Raw genomic sequence first — 23791 nt, 5'->3', positions numbered from 1 at the left:
TGACTTTGTAAACTGTCACAAACAGGATGCAAAGTCTTTTTGTTTTTAGCCCCCTGCGTATTTGCTGACTCCGTTCAAGCACTTCCCACTCCACTAGCCTAACTCCACATAATCTAACACACTGGACATCGTTATGGACATTTGAGACGTGCTTAAGATTGATCTGAATTTTCGTTTGTAAATTAGCCATATCTGATGGGCATGTGCCCCGTTTTTCCCGAATAAGTTATACATAGACAAATCTACTCGTTGTCGAGGGTGTGGAACGTCATCCAGACCATTAACCTACCGCCCCAAAACCCACTGTTTATTTACGGAATAAATTTTGCTAACGCAAAAACCTAGGTCAATGCTTACGAAGTGGATTTTGCTAACGCAAAACCTTGAGGAGGTTTGAACAAACATGGCAGTGGATTTGAAAACGAAGGAACATATTCGGGGAATACGCAAGGCTGGCCGTATTGTCGCTGCCTGTCACAAAGCGCTCTCAAAGCGAATAGCGCCAGGCGTAACTACGCAGGAGATTGATCGTTTTGTTGAACGATTCATGCTTGATCGCGGGGCCACTCCTGCCCAAAAGGGATATAAGGGTTATCCGTTTGCTACGTGTGCTTCCGTGAATGAAGTTGTCTGCCACGGATTTCCGGATTCCGAGCCACTTGAAACAGGTGATATTGTTACGATTGACATGGTGGCAGACGTAGATGGCTGGAAAGCGGATTCTGCTTGGACCTATGCGATTGGAAAAACGACTTCAGCTACAGAAAAGCTGCTGCTGGTTGCAGAGCAATCGCTCCTTGATGGCATTAAACATGCGGTGATCGGCAATCGGATGGGCGATATAGGTTATGCGGTGCAAGCCAGAGCGGAGAGAGCTGGGTTTGAGGTTGTTACGGCGTTTGTAGGTCATGGCATTGGCAGAAACATGCATGAATTTCCTGATGTCTTGCATCAAGGCATCCCTGGTCAAGGGATATTGCTTGAGGAAGGCATGGTCATTACGATAGAGCCGATTATTACCGCAGGCAGGGCTGACGTCTATTTCACGCAGGACGGCTGGGCTGCAAGAACAAGGGATGGAGCCTGGGCGGCTCAATTCGAGCATACTGTGGCTATTACGAAGGATGGTCCGATTATATTAACTCGTTGGGACTGAATTTTAGTCTGAAGAAGAGCGGTATCCCATCTACCATAGGGAAGACATAGAACAGGCTCTAGACTGCATTCCGGCAGCATAGAGCTTGTTTTTTGAAAATTCTAGCTTTCCTGATCTAGTCGAGCTTCATTTTCCGGTAATCGGATGGGGTGACGCCGAAGCTTTTTTTGAACATGCGGTGGAAGTAAGAACTGCTGGTATAGCCGCTCTTCACGGCGATATCGACAACGGAGCAATCGGTATTTTGTAAATATTCTTTTGCTTTCTCCAGTCGAACATGATTAATAACATCAACGATGGCAGACAATGTCTGCTGCTTATAGACCCGGCTTAAATAAATGGAGGACATATCGAGCTCATCAGCAATCCAGTTCAGACTGAGATTTGGATTGGCATATTCTTTGTGAATCAGCTCATTGATTTTGCGGATCAAGTCCCCTTGCTTCGTAGAGCGCTTCGTTGACAGCTTCGTCTGAATATCATCGAATAGGGCGAAGAAAACGGCATTGAGCTCATGAATGGTTTCAAAATGGTCAGGCGTCGGAATTTGAATGCTGAGGCTGGCCTCGACATCCAGATTGTTGTTTTTGTGAATAGTGAACAGAATGTTGTTCACGGTCATCGTAAGATGCGAAATCGCCAGCTGCACGACATGAATCGGGTACGAAGCTGTTTCTTGGACAATCTCGGCGAAGAGCTTCTTCGCTTCTTCCGCCTTGGAGGTCATTAACGCATCCGTCAGCTTCCGCTCCTTGTCCACCGGGAAGATATACTCCTTGGATTTTAAGGAAATAATGTCCTGAGCGTCAATTAAAGAGCCGGTCCCGTAGAATAGCCGGTGCTGCGAAGCTTCTTTCACCAACTTGTAGAGGCTAGTTATCTGCTCTGCCTGTGTGGACTCCGGGCTGTACGTAACGGAAAGGCCAATCTTTAAATACTCCAACGATGACTGCTGAATTTGAGCGAGTACTTCACGCAGAAGCTCATCATCAGGCTCTTCGGAATGATCCAGCCGATTGAGCAGCATAATAACGTAATCAGCATCCATATCGACAGTTTCTACGCGGTAGTGCTGGAGACCAATTTCCCATCCGATATTCATCACAGCAAATTTGTAGACATGCAAGTCATCGCCGCGTGTCTCCTTTAGGGCAGCGAGCTGATCGATCTTAAGCATGATGACGCGATAATGGGTATTGAAATCAAAGGTAATGCCGTTTTGCACAAGCTTCTGCATCTGGGTGCTCGTTTGCAGCGATTGCGAGCCCTGTATCAGACTGCGCAGCAAGTTTTGCCTGATCGTATAAGAGCTGTTTCTTTTTTCGGTCTCAAGAACATTCATTTTGCTCATGATTTGATGGATAGGCCGGTACAGCATGCGGGATAGGAGCCAAGAGATTAGCAAGCCTATTGCCAAAATAACGACAGCAATCAGAATTGTCATATTGCGAATCGAATAAATCGCTTTGGTTACTTGTTTGTAAGGTGTAATCCGTACATATTGCCAGTCCAGCGTATCTGGAGAGGTATAGGAAATCAAGGACTTTTTGCCCTCAAAATCAGCAACAAGATACCCCGATTCCTGATTTTTGATTTTTGAACTGAGTAAGCCGCTGTCTTTTGCCGTTAGATCTTTAGGCCAAAGGGAGTCTCCGGACAGCAAACGGTCCTGATTGTCCAAAATATAGGATTTACCCTCTGTATCGCTTTTATTGATGCCAATATCCTTGTTAATCCAAGCGGATGAAATATTGATAATAACGGCAGAGTTGATCTTTTGTGTTTTACCGATAGCATCATAGCCCAAATAGGTATAGGCCTTTGTTACCTGCTCACCAGCCAAGCTGACAGTTGAGTATGTTCTTGGAATGGGAGTGAATGGACGGTATTGTTGGAAGTTATCCAATATGGTTAGAATACCTTGATCCGCTAGCTGCTCTTTGCTGAACATGCCAGCTTCACCTTGTCGGCTTGCGGTGTAGAACTGGGCATTCGCCGAATTGTACACATAGATCGATTCAATAAAGGGCATTGAATTTAAATAGTTGTTTAATTCATTCATCGCAGCCGTTACATCATAGATGTTAGGGTCGGTGTAGAACATGAGCTTGGAAACGGAAAAGGTTCTGTAAATTTGAAAGGAAAGGGCTTGTGCGCTTTCGGTCATGCTGATGACTTCTTTGCTCGTTTGTGTCAAGTTGCTTAGATCGGATTGATAGGCTTTCTTAAGGTCAATCTGCATGTAAGTGAAAAAGTAAAATGAAGAGGAAACGATCAAGGTAAGTACGATGCATAAGGTAATAGTGAACAGCAGCTTACTGTATAAATTTCCTTTGTTTTTTAATTTCACTGCTGACATGTTGGCTCCCCCTCTATGTATATGAAGCGAATGTGATTTGTGTTTGCTCACAATTCAATCCGTAAGCGCTTCCGACTTGGTGTTATTGCTGTCCCTGGCTATGTGATAATTTAGTTGGAATATTTCACTGCCACTGCACCGAATACTTTCATCATTATAATCTTCACTCCTTGCTGGGTGCAATGAACCAAATAAATGCAGATGAATGAATCTGATATTATGGGGTGAACAATCCATACCATAGTGAATTTATTGGCGAATCGCCTGATATTAGATGACAAATCGCCTGATCATCCGTTAGAATGTCACGGAATTCCATGATAATAGCGGAAGGGACGGAAGCAGCTATGATAAATACAAAGCTTAAGCAGATTTGGTATGGAGGAGACTATAATCCGGATCAATGGCCGGAGGAAATATGGCATGAGGATATGCGCTTATTTAAGGAAGCGGGAATAAACGTTGTCACGCTTCCTGTTTTCAGTTGGGCGAAATTGCAGCCTTCAGAGGATACATACCAACTCGAATGGCTGGACAAATTGCTGGATCTGATTGCAGAAAACGGGATCTATGCGTGCCTTGCCACATCAACTGCAGCGCAGCCGGCATGGATGTCCCGAAAATATGAGGATGTGCTGCCTGTAGATGTGGACGGCAGGAAGCGCACACATGGCGCTCGTACAAATTTTTGTCCGAATAGTAAAGCCTATCGGCGCCTATCGAGCAAGCTGGCTAGGGTACTTGCCGAGCGATATAAGGATCACCCGGCACTGCTGATTTGGCATATAAATAACGAGTACGGCACGCATTGTTATTGCAGCAACTGCGCTGTGGAATTCCGTGAATGGCTGAAATTGAAATATGAGACGATCGACAAGCTGAACGCCGAATGGAACATGAGCTTCTGGGGCCATACCGTTTACGAATGGGAAGAAATTGTGCCGCCATCTAATCTGAATGGCGATAACCGCAATTTCCAGCCGATGGCACTCGATTACAAACGATTTATGTCCGACTCGATTCTCGGTTGCTACCGTGGGGAATACGCAGAGCTGAAGGAAGTTACGCCTGATATTCCGATCACAACGAACATTTGGGGCTTATTTAACGGACTTGACCTCAAAAAATGGGGAGACGCGATGGATGTGGTCTCGTGGGACAGCTACCCGCAAATGAATGAGCCGATGGGCAATGTGGCGATGCGCCATGACTACATGCGTGGCCTAAAGGATGGCAAGCCGTTCATGCTAATGGAGCAGACGCCTAGTCAGCAAAACTGGCAGCCTTATAATAGCTTGAAACGCCCGGGCGTCATGCGTCTTTGGAGTTATCAAGCGGTTGCACATGGTGCGGATACCGTCATGTTCTTCCAACTGCGACGTTCGTTCGGGGCATGCGAGAAATATCATGGAGCCGTTATTGAGCATGTTGGACACGAGGATACGCGGGTATTCCGGGAGTGTGCTGCGCTTGGCCGTGAGCTGGATCTGCTTGGTGATCGTTTGCTCGATTCGGAAGTTCAAGCCGAGGTTGCCCTGTTGTTCGATATTGATACGTGGAATGCCGTTGAGATTACGAGCGGACCAAGCGTGGATCTGAACTATTTGGATCAAGCCCAAAAATATTACAAAGCCTTTTATGATCAAAATATTGCGGTAGATGTCCTCAGTCCGCTGAGCGATTTCTCCAAATATAAAATACTAGTTGCTCCCGTGATGTATATGCTGAAGCCAGGCGTGGCCGAGCGCATTGAAGCTTTTGTACGGAGCGGCGGCACGTTCATTACGACCTTCTTCAGCGGGATCGTCAACGAGAACGATATCGTCACGCTAGGCGGTTATCCGGGCAAGCTTCGCAGCCTTTTAGGCCTTTGGGTGGAGGAAATCGACAGCTTGCTGCCGGAGATGCGCAATAGCATTGAGATCAGTGAAGCCTTCGGCCGTGTAACTGGAAAATATGAGTGTGGTTTGTTATGTGATTTGCTTCATTTGGAAGGAGCCAAGGCCATTGGCAGCTATGGCACCGATTTTTATGCGGGCATGCCGGCGCTGACGGTGAACACTTTTGGCGAGGGGGAAGCGTATTACGTGGCAACTGCGCCTGAGCAGAGGCTGCTGAACGATTTCATTTCAACCCTGTGCGAAAAGCACCACATCTCGGCTCCTTTCCAAGCGGCAGCGGGGATCGAGCTGGCTCAGCGCAAGAAAGAGGAGCAGGTATATACCTTCGTATTGAATCACAACAGCCATTCAGCCGCAATTGCGCTTGAAGATGCTGCCTATATCGACCTGTTAACGAACAAGAATGTAAGTGGAAAGGTTGAATTGGAGCCGCATGGCGTCATGATTTTGCAAAAAGCATAGAATTTTGTCTGAAGAACTATGGATCCGCTAGTCTCGAATACCTATTCGAGCTGACGGCTTCATGGTTTTTTTTTATATATAGGAAAGCATTTCGCTATCCCTTCTCTATATTTCTTGGAATGAAACGCGCTGCGTCGCTAGGGGGACAGCGACAGCCGTTTCACCTTGGTGCGAAATACCAGCGAAATCGCTGATTTATGCATAAAAGTTTAAATCGTTCACTCGTTCATTCGCTATTTCGTTCACTGAATTTGCTTTCTTACTCTATCCTGCCTATGCCTGGTCGATGTACGGTGTTAACAGAGCAGACGACACACTGGCGTAAACAACTGACACCGCTGCCCTAAGAGCGGCAGAACGTTTCGCAGTGTAGTATAAGCAGCGCATGAGGGCTTCATGTATGCGTTATTATATTAGAAAAATAGAAAAAGAACGCTGTGAGAGGAGACATCATCTGTATGTTGAAAAAAAATGGATTGCTTAAGGAACTGGTGACGAACCGTATACTCTTCCTTATGTTACTGCCGGCACTAATCTTCTTCCTAATTAACTCGTATGTACCAATGATAGGTGTATATTACGCCTTCACCCGTTTCGACTTCAACACAAGCTTGTTCAACAGTCAATTCGTTGGACTCGACAACTTCAAGTTTCTATGGCAATCGGGGGTTCTTGCAAGGCTAACCTTAAATACGATTGGTTATAACATTGTGTTTATTCTACTCGGAAACGTACTGGCCATTGCGCTGGCGATTCTTCTAAGCGAGCTGCGCTTGCAGTGGTTCAAGAAGCTGACGCAATCGATCATGTTCCTTCCATACTTCGTATCTTTCGTTATTCTGAGTGTTATCGTGTATAACATCTTCAACTATGAGAGCGGATTCCTGAACTCAACACTGAAATCATTAGGTTTTGAAAGTGTTGACGTCTACAATACACCATGGGTGTGGATCTTCCTGATCATTATCTTCTACCTATGGAAAAACATCGGATACAGCATGGTTATCTACCTAGCTTCTATTACAGGCATCAGCGAAGAATATTATGAAGCTGCCAAAATCGACGGAGCGAACATTTTCCAACGGATCTGGTATATCACGGTTCCAATGCTTAAGACGACCTTCGTTATGCTCCTGCTGTTCGCACTCGGCAGCATTATGAAAGGACAGTTCGATCTATTCTATCAACTCATTGGTAACAATGGCGTTCTGTACAATACGACAGATATTCTCGATACGTATGTGTATCGTTCATTGAAAGTAACATTCGATATCGGAATGTCGACTGCAGCGGGTCTTTATCAATCGCTATTCGGTTTCGTGCTTATCATGACCGTCAACTACATCATCAAGAAAATTAACGACGAATACGCTTTATTCTAAAAGATCTGAAGTATAGGCTACAAGCCAAGTTTACTGTAGGAGGTTCCCCATGAAAATTAAAGACGACAGTTATATGAAGTGGTTTAGACTCATTGCATTTGTAGTCATACTAGGAGCGACGGTTCTATGCTTGTTTCCGTTCCTGCTTATCATATCCGCTTCCTTCACACAGAATGATGCAATCATCAAGGATGGCTACCATCTGATTCCAACCGTATTCTCCTTCGAGGGTTACGCGACGGTGTTCCGTTTTCCTAAGCAGGTATTGACAGCATACGGCGTTACGACGATGACAACGATTATCGGTACGACGCTCGGCTTGTTCTTCATGACAATGGCTGGCTACGTTCTGCAGCGCAAAGATTTCAAATACCGGAATTTTTTCGCCTTTATGATCTATTTCACAACGCTGTTCGGTGGCGGACTTGTACCATGGTACATCCTGATTACGAAGTACCTGAAGCTAACCGATAAGCTTGAAGTATTGATTTTACCAGGCCTTATGACGCCTTTCCTCATTATATTGATGAAAAACTTTATTCGCTCCGCCGTTCCAGATGAAGTCATTGAATCCGCGAAAATCGACGGAGCCAACGACTTTACGATCTACAGCAGAATCGTGCTGCAGCTCTCTATGCCGGGTATTGCAACGGTAGGCCTGTTCCTAGCGCTGCACTATTGGAATGATTGGTTCACTTCCTCGTTGTTCATCAATGACACGACGAAGTACCAGCTGCAATACTACTTGTACAACGTTATTAATGCGATGAGCTTCGTGGCACAAATGGGCTCAGGAACAGGCGTCTCGCTTGGAGATATGCCGACCGAATCGACGAAGATGGCAATGTCCGTTATCGTTACAGGACCAATCCTATTCTTGTATCCTTTCGTTCAACGTTATTTTGTAAAAGGATTGACGATTGGCGCGGTTAAAGGTTAGAACTGAACAAGGAAGCAATCATTCCACGTTTAGCTAACATAGATAAGTTCTTATTAAAAGGGAGGATTCACATGACTAAGAAAGCAGCAAAAGCGGTTTCCATGCTTCTATCGATCATCGTGTTTATCACGGTATTGGCAGCTTGCGGATCGAACAACAACAATGGCGGCAGCAACGCTGGCGCGACTAATGCTCCAAAAGAGACAGAGGGCACAACGACTGAAGAAACAGGCGAAAAACCGGGCATCGATACGTCGAAAAAAGTGGAATTGCAATTTTATATGCTAGGTGATGCTCCAAAAGACATCGCTTCTATTCAAGAGCAAGTAAACAAAATGGCATTGGAAGATTTGAATGCTACAGTTAAATTCAACTACACTTCTTGGACAGATTGGGATCAAAAATACAAACTGCTTCTAGGTTCAGGCCAACAAGTTGACTTGATCTTCACAGCAGAGTGGACACAATACCAATCTTATGCGAAAAAAGGTGCATTCCAGCCGCTTGATGAAATTCTTCCTGTAGCTGCACCGACACTTAACTCTTATGTACCAGCAGATATGTGGGAAGCTGTTAAAATCGACGGCAAAATCTTCACAGTTCCAGCTACGTACAAAGAGTATGTAACGAACGGTTTTGTATGGCGTGAGGATCTTCGTGAGAAGTACAATCTGCCTAAACCAGTTGACGTTGCAACATTCGAGCAATATTTGGATGGAATCAAGAAAAACGAACCGACAATGACACCATTGTCCATGAACTCTGATGTGAAAACGAATCTAATGGACGTTTACAAGAGCATTGCACACACTCCAATCGGCGCTCTTCCTTACGGTATTGAGGTAGACTACAAAACGCCAAGCGACGTAACCAGCTACTGGGGTTCAGATGTACAAAAAGAAGATTTGGTAACGATGAAGCGTTGGCAGGATAACGGCTACATGGTGAAAAACGTTCTAGCCGTTAAAGATACATTGCAAGATCAAGTAACAAGCGGCAGAGCAGCAGCTCTTCTTGGCGACAACCCTACACGTTTTAACGATATGGTTATCAAAATTCAAGCGACTCACCCGGACTGGAAGCTTGGCTACCACCCGTTCCCATTAACAAACGGAATTGCAACACCGGTTCACCCGATCCACAACGGTTTCGCTATTCCGGCTAGCAGCAAAAACGCTGAGCGCGCACTTGCGTTCTACGAGAAAATGGTAACTGATAAACGTTATAACCTTCTTACACAGTACGGCGTTGAAGGCAAAAACTATGAAATTAAAGACGGCTACTACTCTATGATTGGCGATTCCAACTCCAATGGTTTTGCTCGTGAGGGTATGAACGGCTGGGCTTGGAGAAACCCTGAGTTCATGCTGTTCGACAAAAACTATGATGGCGTAAAAGCAATCTTCGATGAGCTTGATAAAATCCAAACGCCGGATAAGTTCACAGGTTTCGCTGAGGACTACACAGCTTACCAAGCGGAGAGAGCGGCTCTTGAGCAAGTGGAGAAACAATACCTGTTCCCACTTAACGCAGGTCTTGTGAAAAACGTGGAAGATGGCCTAGCTACTTTCATGGAAAAAGCAAATCAAGCGGGTCTTGAGAAAATTCAAGCAGAATACACGAAACAATGGTTGGCTTATGTAGCAGATCAAGGAATTAAATAATCATTTGATGAGGCTGTCTCCTCGATAGAAGTTCTATTGGAGAGACAGCCTTGATTATGAACAACTAAGATAGCGCTTACAAATTATCCAGTAATTTCAATTCATTACATGACCAAGGAGATAGCTCCTTCGTAAGCGCTCCAATTCAACCGAATGGAGGAACATAGTACAATGAAATCAGTACCTGCATTTTCTAAATTTCTGCTTGCCCTAATCATTGTTTTCTCTAGTGTGCTGCCTGCTGTCGCAGCAGCGGATGATACGCCGACCGTACCTGCAGCTACACCTTCTGCTGTAATCTTCGAGGATGATTTTCAGGATGGCAATACGGTAGGGTGGACACTTAACAATACATCAATCATCACTGTGGCGAATGACCCGGCGAATGCCAGCAACAAGATGCTGAATATTAGCGCGGGCGATGAGGCGATTGCTACCATCGATAACAGCCAGGGCAGCAACTATGTCTATGAAGCAAAGGTCAAGAAGGTTGCAAGCGGGTCCTTTCCCGGTATTCTTGCACGCTATACTGACGTAAACAACTATTACATGTTTCAACTAGGTGATGGCAAGTTCTCGCTTTCCAAAAAAGTTGGCGGAACGGTTACTACGCTTAATGAATATATCACGACGATTACAACAGGCCAGTGGTATACGATGCGTCTTGTCGTTGAGGGCAGCGTTATTAAAGCCTATGTAGATAATAAATTGATTACTCAAGTGACGGATACAGCGTTGGCTTCTGGGAAAGCAGGTTTTCGTTCCCGCTGGGATAAGTCAGGTCTGGATGATGTTCAGCTTCGCAGCATCGCAAGTCCGGTACCTGCAGCACCAGCTCATGTTCAGGCAGCAGACGTAACGTCAACAGCTGCAACATTGACATGGGACAGCACGGAGAGCGGAGCGAATTATCGCGTTTATCGCTCCACGCTCGCAGATTCTAATTTTGTTCAGGTATACAGCGGTACAGCAACTACATACGCGGATACAGGCCTCGCATCCGGCGTGGCGTACTATTACCGCGTGTCGTCTGAAGTAAACAAGTATGAAGCGGTAGCAGCAACACTTAAAGTAACGACGATCCTTGTGCTTCCGGCATCACCGGATTTGCTTCCGGGTATCGTAGCCGCTTATTCCTTCGATGAAACCTCGGGTACGACAGCTTCTCCTCTGGCGGTGAGCAGCAATCAGACCAAGGCAACACTAGTGAACGGAGCTTTGTGGACGGCTGGCAGAACGGGCGGCGCGGTTGATCTTGACGGCGTGAACGACCATGTCCTTCTTCCAAACGGCATTTTAAACGGATTATCAGATATGACGATTACGACTTGGGTGAAGCAGGACACGCTCAAGAAATGGGGACGGATTTTTGATATCGGCCTCGGCACGAACAATTATATTTTCCTAACGGCAAGTACAGATGGCGATGCCAGCCGGTTTGTATTCAAAAATGGCGGCAGCGAGCAGTACGCGACGGTTAGTCCGGCGCAGCAGACGGCAAATGAATGGGTGCATTATGCGGTAACCCTGTCTGGCAGCTCGGCCATTATGTACGTCAACGGCGTAGAGGTTGCACGTAACGATAATGTAACGATTAAGCCAAAGGATCTCGGCAATACGACGTTAAACTATATCGGGCGCTCGATGTTCAGTGCGGATCCGTATATGGATATGAAGATCGATGATTTCTACGTATTTAACCGTAGTCTGGGTCCCGCGGAAATCGCTTTGTTTACAGCTCCTGAAGATGTGGCTAAGGTAGCGGCAGATAAAGAGGTGTTGACACTTGGCGATACGAGCAAGGTTATGGCGGATCTTAAGCTTCCTGCTCAAGGGGCAAGCGGTACGAAAATCACTTGGGAAGCGGATCAAGCCGCTGTCATTAGCCCAAGCGGCGTAGTAACTCGCCCTGTATTAGGCGAGGCAGATGCAGAAGTTGTACTAACAGCAACGATTAAACGAGGCAATGCGGTTACGACTAAAACGTTCCCAGTTACGGTACTGGCTCAATTGTCTGATACCGATGCGGTTTCGGTGGATAAAGCAGCGCTTGTACTTGTTGATACAAGTGCCGTAACGGCTAAGCTTACGCTGCCGAAAGCAGGAGCGAACCAAACCGTAATCACTTGGAAATCGGATTATCCGGTCAATCTAAGACCAGATGGCATGGTTAGCCGTCCTGCTATGGGCAAAGGCAATCTAGCTGTCACGTTGACGGCAACGATTAAACGGGGAACGGCGACGGAAACGAAAACGTTCGCGGTTACGATAGTGGAGCAGGACCCGTACAGCGGATACTTGCTTGCTTTTAAGAAAACGGTATCTGGTGTGGATACGCTGTATTATGCGGTAAGCCGCAACGGCAGAACATGGACCGAGCTGACTAGCAATGCAGGAATTTCGGATATCGCAGCGCAAAGTACGTTCAAGCTGCTCTCCGAAGACAAATGGTTCAAATATGAATATGCCAATGGTGCTTGGTCGCTTTATTCCAGTGCGAACGGAACGAGCGGTTGGATCAAGGATACGGGCAGCTTCACTCTTCCAGCTGGAGCGATTTCCGGCAATTTCAAGCCGATTACCGAGGCGGAATGGATTCAGTCTGTGAATCGACTGTCCACGCCAAGGACACTTGATGTGCTGAAGGTCTCCACAAAGGCAGGCTTCGCGCCAAGATTGCCTGAGCAAGTGAAAATCGACTACACGAACAATCTGTATGCAACGGCAGAAGTAGATTGGGATGTCATCGATGCTTCTAAATATGCGGCAGTAGGCACCTTCACTGCAGCGGGCACCGTGAAAGGCGCTAGCACTCGCGTGCAAGCGGCTGTGACGGTCATTGGAGACAGCGCATACAGCGACACGATTCGCAATGGCGAGTTCTGGTATGACGACGAGGGCGGCATGATTCAAGCGCATGGTGGTCATATCATTAAAGTAGAAGATACGTACTACTGGTTCGGGGAAGATAAAGGACATAATTCAGCGGTGCTGAAGGGTGTATCCATCTATGCTTCTAAGGATTTGAAGAAATGGGAATACCGCAATACGGTACTGACACCGCTGGATCATCCGGAGCTGGCTTCCGCGAAGATTGAGCGTCCGAAAATTCTTTACAATGCAAAAACAGGAAAATACGTCCTTTGGGGACACTGGGAAGAGTCCGGCAACTACAATCAAGCGAATGTTATAGTAGCCGTGTCGGATACGGTCGATGGCGATTATACCTATGTGAATCGTTTTCAACCGGGCGGCATGCAGTCCAGAGACTTTACCGTCTTTCAGGATGACGATGGGCAAGCTTACTTGTTCTCTTCTTCCAATAATAATGCGGATATGAATGTTTTCCGCCTTACGGATGATTATCTGTATGTCGATGAGTTTTTGTACACGGGATTCCCAGGCGGCAAGCGTGAATCACCAGCGATTGTGAAGAAGGACGGCATTTACTACATGTTTACTTCCGGCTTGTCCGGTTGGTACCCGAATCAGGGGATGTATGCAACAACGACGAATCTGGCTGACAAAAACGGATGGTCTGCGCTTAAGAAATTTGGAGATCCTGCAACGTATTACACGCAATCTTCCTTTATCGTAAGCGTATACGGTTCAGAGACAATCTCTTATGTCTATGTTGGCGACCGCTGGACACCGACTGCGCTTATGGAATCCCAGTACATCTGGCTTCCGCTTCAGCTCGATAATGGTCTAGCAGAGCTGACGTATTCGGGCAATTGGGATTTGAATGCGGCTACGGGCCACTTCGAAACACCGAAGGATTTGCTTGTATCCCAAGGCAAGCCAGCAGTGGCGAGCTCTTCGGCATCGGGTTATGGCGCGTCGGCTGCGAACGACGGCAATTATGAATCCTATTTTGACGCGGGCGTAACTACCTTCGGCAATACTTGGGAGGTTGATCTTGGCAAGGAATATGATCTAAGCCGGATTGATCTGAGCTGGAGAGAGTGGAACGGCTCGGAGGTTTATTATCAATACAAAATCGAAGGTAAGAAGACGAGCAGCGATGTGAACTATACGATGCTGATCGATCAAACGGGCAATACAACACCTTCCTTTAACAGCCACAAGCTGACGGGCAACTATCGTTATGTGAAATTGACGATTACGGGCCAAAAGGGTCATACGAACAATGCAGGCAATACCGTAACCTGGTATCGCGGACTGCATGAAGTGAAGATCTACAGCTCAAATACGGAGCTCGATACGCCGAAAGGCCTGACAGCTACAGCTGTGAAAACAGCAGAGGACATGACAAGCATCAATGTGAACTGGAGCAGTGTAGAGAATGCTGGCTACTACACATTGTACCGTTCGGACACCCTAAACGGAGATTTCACACAGATTTATTACGGAAGAGCGGCTTCCTATGAGGATATTGGGCTTGCTTCCGGCAAGACGTATTACTACAAAGTGAAAGCGGTCCATGCGGGCGGTGAATCCGGACTTTCGGCGGCAGTAAGCGCCAAAACCTTTGTCGTGCCTGCAGCATCGATTACCTTCGATAACCGCAATAACCTTTGGTACGATACGGACGGCAATATTATGCCGATCGGTAGTTACCTCAAAGTAGGGGACATCTGGTATTACTACACGACTGTAGGGGACGGCTTCAGGTTCACGGATATGATCGTCTACAAGTCGAATGACTTCAAGAACTGGACGCTTCAACAAGAGGTTCTCTTGAACGACGAGTCTCATGAAGAACTGGCATCAAGCAAGCTTGAGGCGCTTAGCGTTATTTACAACAAGGAAACCGGCAAGTATGTGGCATGGTTCCATTATGAAAATGCGGTAGATTATAACTTGGCAAGAGTTGCGGCAGCGGTATCGGATTCGCCAGTTGGACCTTTCGAGTTCCAAGGCAGCTTCCGTCCACTTGGCAATGATTCGCGTGACCTTACCACTTTTGTTGATGAAGGTGGGTCTGCTTACCTAATCTCTTCAACGAATACAAACTCGGATTTGAAAATGTATAAGCTAAGCAGCGACTATTTGACGGTCGATGAAACGGCGAGTGCCATTACCATTTATACGGGCAAGCACCGCGAGGCACCCGCGATGGTGAAGCATGACGGCGTATACTTCCTGTTCTCCTCCGGAGCAGCAGGCTGGAAGCCGACGCAAGGCACATATTCTACGGCAACTTCGATTGCTGGACCTTGGAGCGAGCCGCAAAAAATCGGAAATGCTTCCACGTTCGGAGGCCAATCGGGTGGCGTGCTTACGATTCAAGGAACGGATACCACTTCGTACATCATGATGTCGAATCAATGGAAGCCTGCCGATCTGAAGACATCGAAGCGGGTATGGATGCCAATCAGCTTCAATGGCTTGACGGCAACCTATGATTATTCCGACTTCATTACCGTTGATCCAACTACGGGTATCGTATCGGGGATCACGGATGGCCAGCTATTGTCTGCCGGCAAACCGGCAACGGCTAGCGACTGGAGCGGCGTGAACCGTCCGCAAAGCGCAAATGACGGCGACTACACAACAAGCTGGGTCGGCGAAAATAACACTTGGCCGAAATGGTGGCAGGTGGATCTAGGCCAGGCTTATAGCCTGAGCAGCATTCAGATTTCCTGGTTCCTGTACAATGGCTCTGAGGCTTACCACAAGTACAAGGTAGAAACGAGCTTGGATGGCGTGAACTATACGCTTACGCAGGATCAGCTTAGCAATACAAGATACGGCTTTACTTCGGATAGTCTTACTGGCACAGCAAGATATGTGAGAGTACAGCTCGTAGATGCCGTGCTTGTTAACAACCCAAGCAATTGGTACACTCCTCAGCTTAGCGAAGTGAAGGTGTACGGACATGAGATTAGCGCACCTGTCCAACTTGCAGTAGCTGAAACGACAGACAATGCAGTAACCCTTTCGTGGAAGGCGATTCCACAAGCGTTAGGCTACAACGTTTACCGCTCCGATGCGGCGGACGGCAGCTATGTGAAAGTGAATAGCGCAGATGTTCTGACCAATGGTTATACCGATACAAACTTGGCTGCTTATACGACTTATTTCTATAAGGTGACAGCGAAGTATGATAACAAAGAATCGGCTATGTCTGCGGCTGTTGAAGCCAAAACGATGGAGCTTCCGGCAGGTATTCCTGGAGTGCCACAAGCAGATGAAGTAACCATTAACTCCGTGAAGCTGTCTTGGCAGCCATCGGAAAACACCGTTACCTATAACGTGTACCGCTCGAATGAAGCGGATGGCGTATACGTAAAAGTGAACATGGAAGGTATCGTAGGCACTTCCTACACAGACGCAGGACTAAATGCAGACACAGCGTATTTCTACAAAGTGTCAGCGGTGAACAGCTCAGGCGAATCGGATCTTTCTACCGCACTGGAAGTGAAGACGAAAGCTGAAGATCCAGTTGATCCAACTGATCCGGAGCTTCCAATCAGCGTACCATCAGATCTGCAAGCAGCAGAAGCAACGGTATCATCGGTTAAGCTTACATGGCAGTCGATTGCACATGCGCTAAGCTACAACGTTTATCGTGCAGATGCAGTGGACGGCACATACGTGAAAGTGAACACAGCGAGTATTTTGAGCGCGTCGTTTACTGACACAGGACTGAGTGCTAATACAGACTACTATTACAAAGTATCCGCTGTTTACGAATCTACCGAATCCGAGCTGTCCGCAGCCGTATTGGTGAAGACGAAAGCTGTAGATCCAGTTGATCCAACAGATCCGGAGCTTCCGATCAGCGTACCATCAGATCTGCAAGCAGCAGAAGCAACGGTATCATCGGTTAAGCTTACATGGCAGTCGATTGCACATGCGCTAAGCTACAACGTTTATCGTGCAGATGCCGTGGACGGCACCTACGTGAAAGTGAACACAGCGAGCATTTTGAGCGCATCGTTTACTGACACAGGACTAAATGCTAATACAGACTATAATTACAAAGTGTCGGCTGTTTACGAATCTACTGAATCCGAGCTGTCCGCAGCCGTATTGGTGAAGACGAAAGTTGTAGATCCTGTTGATCCAACAGATCCAACAGATCCAACAGATCCGGAGCTTCCGATCAGCGTACCATCAGATCTAAAAGCAGCAGAAGCAACGATATCCGCAGTTAAGCTTACGTGGCAGTCGATTGCACATGCGCTAAGCTACAACGTTTATCGTGCGGATGCATTGGATGGCACGTACAGTAAAGTAAGCCTTGCGAGCGTTGTGAGCACGTCATTTACAGACTCAGGGCTTCAGGCAGGCACGAATTACTATTACAAAGTATCAGCTGTTTACGAATCTGCCGAATCCGAGCTGTCCGCAGCCGTACAGGTGAAGACAAAAGCAGCAGATTCAACGGATCCTACTGCTCCAGTGAATCCTGGCAATAACGGCGGCACCAGCACAAACAATGATTCCGTGCAAGCAGCCGGCGGCAGTATTGCGGTGAAGACATCCGTAGATGCAAATGGTAGACTGAATGCCAGCATTACGGAAGCTGATTTGAAGAAAGCACTTGAAGCGAGCACAGCGACTACGCTTAATATTAAAGTAGAAGCAAGCAATAGCGGTGCTTTTGGCGGTACGAGGGTAACGATTCCTGTTCAATCATTGCTGAACGCGAATCAAACCGTGAAACAAATTGCGGTGAGCTCGGCTGACGTGACTGTTTACTTTGGCACAGATGCAGCGGCTGGTATTTTGTCAGCAGGCGCTCAGCAGGTTGAGGTTGTTATCACAAAAGTAAATCATGCTGACCTTCCTGAAGACGTTAGAGCTCAAGTTAACGGACACCCGGTCTATGACTTTACGTTAAGCGTAGACGGCAAAGCGGTTAGCGAGTTTAACTCAAGCGAGCCAGTAACCGTAGAAATGAAGTACACGCTCCAAGCAGGAGAGAAAGCTCATCAAATCGTCATCTATTACCTTGGCGCCGATGGCAAGCTTGAGGTTGTACGCAACGCGAAATACAACGAAGCGACAGGCATGATCAGCTTTAAACCGCAGCATTTCAGCCGTTATGCGGCAGCGCATGCGGCTGTAGCCTTTACTGATCTATCGAAAGCGCCATGGGCACAAACGATGATCGAGGCTTTGGCTGCAAGAGAAATCGTTCGCGGAACAGGCAATGGCGCGTTTGAACCAGCTAGAGCCGTAACGAGATCAGAATTTGTACAGCAGCTGTTAGGTGCGCTTGGCCTAATTGATGAGCAAGCAAGCAGCAGCTTCAGTGATGTGACAGAAGGCGCTTGGTACTATGCGGCTGTTGCTTCTGCTGAGAAGCTGGGCATTGTAAAAGGCAAAGCGGACGGCTCCTTTAAAGGAAGCGAGTCCATTACAAGAGAAGATATGGCAGTGATGCTGTCTCGCGCAGCTGTTCTTGCAGGTATTGCAGGCAATGACACAACCGTAGAACAAACCTTTAAAGATCAAGCTGCAATTTCTGCTTATGCAGTTGACGCCGTAAAAGCGATGCAGGAGGCAGGCTTCATCAATGGCTTTACCGATGGCAGTTACCAGCCGAAGCAGCAAACGACGCGCGCGCAAGCCGCAGCCGTGATCTACAAATTGTTGAAGCTTTAATAGCTCACCAGAAAACAGATCATTCCTCGTTAGAGGGTGATCTGTTTTTTTGTTCTTGTCGTGGTAGTAGAAGAGCAGCATCATGTTGAACATAAGCAGCTGGCGGCTGGAGTCGTATCCGTGTCCAAACGGCGTTATAATAGAAGAAAAACGATTATGAATGGTGCATGTTCAAAAATAGAACGAGGAGGCTGTGCGAATGAGCGGTTTAATCGATCGATTGCGCAAGGGTTATGGGAAGAAGCTCGTTTCGCTCCATGCGTGGAATGGCTGGATTGTTGTGATTTTGGCCTTAACCGGACTTATTCTGGTAGGGGGCTTCTGGCGCGGCATTCTCGGCGAGGGCCGGGTATGGATTAAATGGGCTCATATTGTGGTCGGCATTGCGTCGATATTGCCCGTCATCTATTATTTGCTGCTTGCGGGCAAGCATTGGAAGCAACTGAAGCAAAAGCCATGGCAGCGGTTTAATGTGCTGGTGGTGCTGGGGCTGCTGCTCGGCTGGTTCGGTTCGGGCGTGCTGCTGTGGCAGTTCAAAGCTGTCGGCCCAGGCGTCTCCAATACGGCGTTAGTCGTGCATGACCTCCTCACGTGGATTGGGCTTCCGTATATCATCTACCATTCCATCACCCGGGTGAAGTGGCTAAAGGAGCCGAATCGCCGTACGATCAAAAACGAGCAAAAAGAAGCCGATGTCCTGCATCCCGCAGGCTCGCCTCAGGCCGTCTATACTCGGAAGGCATTTATTCGCGGCGCGATCGGCATCGGCCTGGCCGTTACGGTCGGACCCTCTTTTCTAAAATGGCTCGGCACCTCGCTTGGCAGTGTGGGCGGAAGCCAAACAATCGATAAGCTCATCGAAAATGATGCCAATATGCTGCTGCCTGCACCTGAGCCGCTGCCTGCCTCGGCTCCGCCGCTTGGGGGCGGTGCAATTGGACAGTTCCGGGTGTACACGGTCACGCCGATTCCTTCTTTTACGAATGCGGATTGGTCGTTTACCATTGATGGGCTCGTCAATCAATCGTTTCAATGGAACTGGGAGAAGTTTGTGGCGCTAAAGCGATCGGTACAGGTCAGTGATTTTCACTGCGTGACGGGCTGGTCCGTATACAAAAATACGTGGGAAGGCATTCCGCTTAAGGAGCTTCTCCAAATGGCAGGCGTGAAGTCTGGCGCGGAAACGGTGAAGTTTTATTCCGGAGATGGCGTGTACACTGATACGCTGACGCTGGAGCAAGCCGACATGGACGACGTCATTGTAGCGGTCATGCATGATGGCAAGCCGATTCCAAGCGATTTGGGCGGCCCTGTTCGTCTCATTGTGCCGAAAATGTATGCCTACAAATCGGTAAAATGGCTAAACCGTATCGAGCTGATCAAGGGCGAGCATGTGGGCTACTGGGAGGCTCGCGGATATTCGAACGATGCGTGGGTATGAAGAGCTTTGTTTAATAATTCGATATGGGGAAGGTGCTGCTAATGAGTCAAACGAGCATTGTGCATCAGACGTTTACGTTGGAGCTGAACCCGGGTATTTATGTTAGAGGCGATGTACGCGTGAAGGAGGAGGGAGGGCGCTGGCCTGTCCTCCTTCTTGCGCATGGATTTAAAGGGTTCAAGGACTGGGGTTTCTTCCCGTATGCGGCTGAACGGCTGGCTAGGCAGGATTTTGCGGTGGTTACGTTTAACTTCTCGTATAACGGCGTGAGGGAGCAGGATTTCGACGAGCTGGATAAGTTCGGACGCAATACCTATTCGCAGGAGCAAGAGGACTTAACCGCAGTGTTTCAAGCGGTGCTTGAAGGAAGCTTGCCGTTGGCGGAGCGGCTTGATAACAGTCAGATCGTTCTGGTGGGGCACAGCCGCGGAGGGGGGAACAGCGTGTTGTTCGCAGCAGAGCATCCCGAAATTCGCGGCGTTGCTTCATGGAACGGGATCTCGAATGTGAATTTGTTCGGCGCAGCGTTTCGCGAGCAGGTGCTGCAGGATGGCATCGGTTATGTCACGAACGCGAGAACGAAGCAGGAAATGCCGATTGAGGCGGTCTTTTTTGAGGATATCGACTTGAATCGGCAACGTTTTAATATTGTGTTTAAAGCTTCGGAGCTGCAGACGCCGATCCTGTTCATTCAGGGAGGGCGAGATTCGGAACGGCTGCTTGCAGGCTTTCATTTGTTGCAGGCGGCGGCGCCTCACCATCGCTTCGCGTTATTGGAGGAAGCGACGCATACGTTCGGGACGAAGCATCCTTTTTCAGGGACGACGGATGATTTGGAGCGGGCGATCGCGCTCACGAGTGCTTTTTTTGCGCCGCTGCTGAAACGAAACTATTAATGTATAGACAATAGGAATGAGAAAAGGAACTGGATGGGATGACTTATTTTAAAAAAGCAGATGACGTGTTGGAGCAGTTAGGCAAGGAAGGCACCGTTATCGTGGATGCGCGGTATGTGCTAAACGATACTGAGGCAGGCAAGCGGGCTTATGCCGAATCGCATCTTCCGGGAGCGTATTATGCGGATTTAAGCCACGACCTCTCCAGCCCCAAGCGACCGAATGGAGCGGGCGGCCGTCATCCTTTGCCTGAACCGGAGACGCTGGCTGCTTTTCTGGGCAGCATCGGAATAAGCCGCAATACCACCGTCATCGCCTATGACGATCAAGGCGGAGCTATGGCCTCCCGCCTGCGCTGGCTGCTTCATGGCTGGGTCATGACGGACAAGTCTACATCCTGAAAGGCGGCTTTTCCGGAATTATCAGTCCGCTTTTAAATTAAGAGAGTATAAATTAAATTCAACAACAATAATTTTATAGGAGTTAAATCAACAAAAAATTAACTAAGGATACTTTGTTATTAGTGAGTACAGACGTCTCAATTATACTGAGTTATGCAAAGAAGCATATGAGTGAATGCTTGGTTTGGAGATTCAGGATAAACCCTTGCTTACAAACTTGACCAGAACTGTTTTATTGTCTCTCATGGTATTAATATGAAAAATAAAGCCCCTTATATAAGGGGCATAAAGAGGTACAATATAAAATTAATGTATTAATATATTTTAGGTTTGATTGCGATTAATTTCTTGGTTCAATGCTTCGGTAAAAGTTTCTGTTCTAATATTATCACGATCATAGATGCCCCCTGTAACAGTTGAGATAGTATCAACTGCACGTCGGAAGACATCTCTATATTGATTCTCATCCCAAAGAATATTCATTATTTGGGAACAATATCGTGACATTTCGTTAGAATTAAAGAATCTGGGCATCTGTGTATCCAAAGCAAGTTTTCTAAAAGCCATTAACAAATGATATCTTGCTGGTTTTAATTCAGAAGAAATTGATTGACTTCTAAATAGGTATTCGAGACGATATTGAGAATATGCAGCAACGTAGTACATTTCAAGTTTGTGCTCTGGGTTGAAGATTTCTATCCCAATATTCCTCAAGAGTAGCTTATAGTTCCTTGAGGTCCGATGGGGCAAATCCAGAAACAATGAGGCAAATGATTTTACTAAGGTTGTCATATTGATCACTCGTACTTTTTCGATATCAGGAACTGCATTGTATTGTCTTGATCTGCGCTCGTAGAAAAGCTTTTTATGTCCATCAAATGTAGGGAAATAGACTTCAAGTTTTTTAGGAAAGTCAGACAAAGCAAATAATTGGTCTTCTGTGACTTCTGTTTGTCGATTGGTAGCCTTAATAATTTGATTTTTCACTTCTGGGTCAGTTGTGGCAATTAACCGAATTGGAACAAGTACACCCTCACTTAGTGACTCTTTTGTTTCATGTAGAACATAACTTGTTTGACATCCATTTACAATCTGGTAATCTTCGACCACAAATCTATTACCAGTAGGATGCAACCTCTTAGCGACTATAGTTATTCCATTATTTAATAAGGGGAATAAAAACTTTTTAGTATCCTCTTCCAATGTTTGCTTTATCTCTGTATTTACAGGGTTCCATTCCTGCCAATCACGCACATTATCATAGAAAATTGATGTGTTCATGTCACCTGTATCATTTTCTATTAATTTTAAAAACTCAAGAACAGGCACAAATCCAAGATAGGATTGTTCTACACCTTGAATTTCCGGAAATACAGTCCGATTAATAAATGTTATTTCTTGTGTTATAGAGTTTCTAAGGTTTCTGTATAATGTTTGTAGTCGTTCAGCATCAATACATTCAAATGCAACGCGTCTAAAAAGTCCCAGTTGCCTTAAGTCTTCTGTTACCGAGTCTCTACGAACAGAGAGGTTTGCATCATCAACCCAACGACCTGTGGTTGCATAGTATAGAAAACATTGAGGATTGCCCTTTCTAAAAAGACGACTATTAGCGAATATTTCGTTTAAGATTTTCATTTTTGCTTTTATTGAAACATTTTGAGGTAGTGCAGGTGCATCAGAAAAAATATCTAGTAACCCAAATCCAAATTGACCTATTTTTTGGGAATCAAAATTACTTGAGCGCTCGGATTGAACAAAAACAAATGATACATCTAAATAACCATTGGTTTCTGCAAGATCCTCAATTTCTTCTGGTTCAGTGATGAGACAGCCATTAACAATAATAGCAAAACAATCAATTCCACAATCGTGACCTGCTCCTACCGTAATATCATATGTAGAAAAAGATTCTGAATAATGAGTAGCTGTTACGAGTGCCCCGGTAAAGTGCTCAAATGCGGTTTCTTCGGGTAGATTGGATAACCCATTTTCATTTATAAATTCATCAAGTAAGTTTTTAGTAATTCGATCCAATGTGGAGACCCCTCTCTTATGGTAATACTATTTCAGATTAATATACAATAATCTCTAAATTAAAGTAAAGTTTTGTATAATTTTTGAGTTATAGGCAGCACAGTAGGTCCTGCCATTAGTTACGTTGAGCATAAGGAGTGAAATCTTAGCTGGAGTGATTGGAGTTCGGATGAGGGGAATCTAGTGGCTACGTGTGAAGAGTAAGAGCTAAGAGGTGCATAACAGTATAAGATTTCAATACATTACCCTTTTGGTTGAATACATGGGGTGATGTATTTTTTTATGATTAGTGTCAACAAGCATACTTCTTATAAAACCAAAATTGTAAAGAAAGCGTCTGCAAAGTTTTAACCTCTTGTATACGCTAATTAACTATACACTGTTTAAATCAAATGATATATTCTATTTATTGTATTGGTAATATTATTAAAATCAATAAATAAGGTTAATCCTGAATTACGAAAGTGCGACCTCATAAAAACATAAAAAAGTGCCCTAATCTTTGGTAGAATGGTGTTTACGAAGACAACATCACCCAAAGAGAGGAGCACCCATAAAGTGAAGTTTACCAC

11 protein-coding genes are annotated in these 23791 nt (G+C 46.3%); 9 read left to right on the top strand and 2 right to left on the bottom strand.

Translation table 11 applies throughout. The features are described from left to right. Nucleotides 1–403: 403 nt before the first annotated feature. A complete protein-coding gene (map, locus tag E0496_RS25715) occupies nt 404–1156 on the top strand; it encodes a type I methionyl aminopeptidase (RefSeq protein WP_141504609.1) in 753 nt (250 codons plus the stop codon). 115 nt (nt 1157–1271) lie between these two features. On the opposite strand, the gene E0496_RS25710 is transcribed toward map, so the two are convergent. After that, nucleotides 1272–3515 carry an AraC family transcriptional regulator gene (locus E0496_RS25710; RefSeq protein ID WP_141504608.1) on the bottom strand — a complete coding sequence of 748 codons (2244 nt, stop codon included), beginning with the start codon at nt 3513–3515 and terminating at the stop codon, nt 1272–1274. A 347-nt stretch (nt 3516–3862) separates the two neighbouring features. Between E0496_RS25710 and E0496_RS25705 the strand changes: the two genes are divergently transcribed. From E0496_RS25705 to E0496_RS25670, 8 genes are all read left to right on the top strand, one after another. After that, entirely contained in the window at nt 3863–5878 is a 2016-nt protein-coding gene (locus E0496_RS25705; RefSeq protein ID WP_141504607.1) for a beta-galactosidase, read from the top strand. Between the two features lie 458 nt (nt 5879–6336). Continuing rightward, nucleotides 6337–7260 carry an ABC transporter permease gene (locus tag E0496_RS25700; RefSeq protein WP_141504606.1) on the top strand — a complete coding sequence of 308 codons (924 nt, stop codon included), beginning with the start codon at nt 6337–6339 and terminating at the stop codon, nt 7258–7260. 49 nt (nt 7261–7309) lie between these two features. Then, the gene (locus E0496_RS25695; RefSeq protein WP_138754447.1) at nt 7310–8200 is read left to right on the top strand and encodes a carbohydrate ABC transporter permease; all 891 of its coding nucleotides are present in this window, start codon (nt 7310–7312) and stop codon (nt 8198–8200) included. Between the two features lie 65 nt (nt 8201–8265). After that, nucleotides 8266–9864, top strand: coding sequence for an extracellular solute-binding protein (locus E0496_RS25690; protein ID WP_175598120.1), 1599 nt, complete (start codon nt 8266–8268; stop codon nt 9862–9864). Between the two features lie 171 nt (nt 9865–10035). Then, nucleotides 10036–18444 (top strand): immunoglobulin-like domain-containing protein, encoded by an 8409-nt coding sequence (locus E0496_RS25685; protein ID WP_161601574.1) that lies wholly within the window; start codon nt 10036–10038, stop codon nt 18442–18444. A gap of 199 nt (nt 18445–18643) precedes the next feature. Continuing rightward, nucleotides 18644–19885 carry a molybdopterin-dependent oxidoreductase gene (locus tag E0496_RS25680; RefSeq protein WP_141504603.1) on the top strand — a complete coding sequence of 414 codons (1242 nt, stop codon included), beginning with the start codon at nt 18644–18646 and terminating at the stop codon, nt 19883–19885. A 41-nt stretch (nt 19886–19926) separates the two neighbouring features. After that, complete coding sequence (locus E0496_RS25675; protein WP_241674995.1) at nt 19927–20781, top strand: alpha/beta hydrolase family protein; 855 nt, start codon at nt 19927–19929, stop codon at nt 20779–20781. 38 nt (nt 20782–20819) lie between these two features. Continuing rightward, nucleotides 20820–21182: a sulfurtransferase gene (locus tag E0496_RS25670; RefSeq protein WP_141504602.1), complete on the top strand. Its 363-nt coding sequence runs from the start codon at nt 20820–20822 to the stop codon at nt 21180–21182. 324 nt (nt 21183–21506) lie between these two features. Here E0496_RS25670 and E0496_RS25665 read toward each other — a convergent pair whose 3' ends face one another. Further along, entirely contained in the window at nt 21507–23219 is a 1713-nt protein-coding gene (locus tag E0496_RS25665) for an AIPR family protein (RefSeq protein WP_141504601.1), read from the bottom strand. Nucleotides 23220–23791 lie beyond the last annotated feature (572 nt).

It is taken from the genome of Paenibacillus luteus (assembly GCF_006542765.1).
Classification (GTDB): Bacteria; Bacillota; Bacilli; order Paenibacillales; family Paenibacillaceae; genus Pristimantibacillus; species Pristimantibacillus luteus.
This window is presented reverse-complemented; position numbering and strand designations above follow the sequence as displayed.

Bases quoted from the DNA above. Each gene is read 5' to 3' on its own strand.
- E0496_RS25680 (WP_141504603.1), top strand. From the start codon at position 18,644: ATGAGCGGTTTAATCGATCGATTGCGCAAGGGTTATGGGAAGAAGCTC.
- E0496_RS25705 (WP_141504607.1), top strand. From the start codon at position 3,863: ATGATAAATACAAAGCTTAAGCAGATTTGGTATGGAGGAGACTATAAT.
- map (WP_141504609.1), top strand. From the start codon at position 404: ATGGCAGTGGATTTGAAAACGAAGGAACATATTCGGGGAATACGCAAG.
- E0496_RS25675 (WP_241674995.1), top strand. From the start codon at position 19,927: ATGAGTCAAACGAGCATTGTGCATCAGACGTTTACGTTGGAGCTGAAC.
- E0496_RS25710 (WP_141504608.1), bottom strand. From the start codon at position 3,515: ATGTCAGCAGTGAAATTAAAAAACAAAGGAAATTTATACAGTAAGCTG.
- E0496_RS25670 (WP_141504602.1), top strand. From the start codon at position 20,820: ATGACTTATTTTAAAAAAGCAGATGACGTGTTGGAGCAGTTAGGCAAG.
- E0496_RS25695 (WP_138754447.1), top strand. From the start codon at position 7,310: ATGAAAATTAAAGACGACAGTTATATGAAGTGGTTTAGACTCATTGCA.
- E0496_RS25700 (WP_141504606.1), top strand. From the start codon at position 6,337: ATGTTGAAAAAAAATGGATTGCTTAAGGAACTGGTGACGAACCGTATA.
- E0496_RS25685 (WP_161601574.1), top strand. From the start codon at position 10,036: ATGAAATCAGTACCTGCATTTTCTAAATTTCTGCTTGCCCTAATCATT.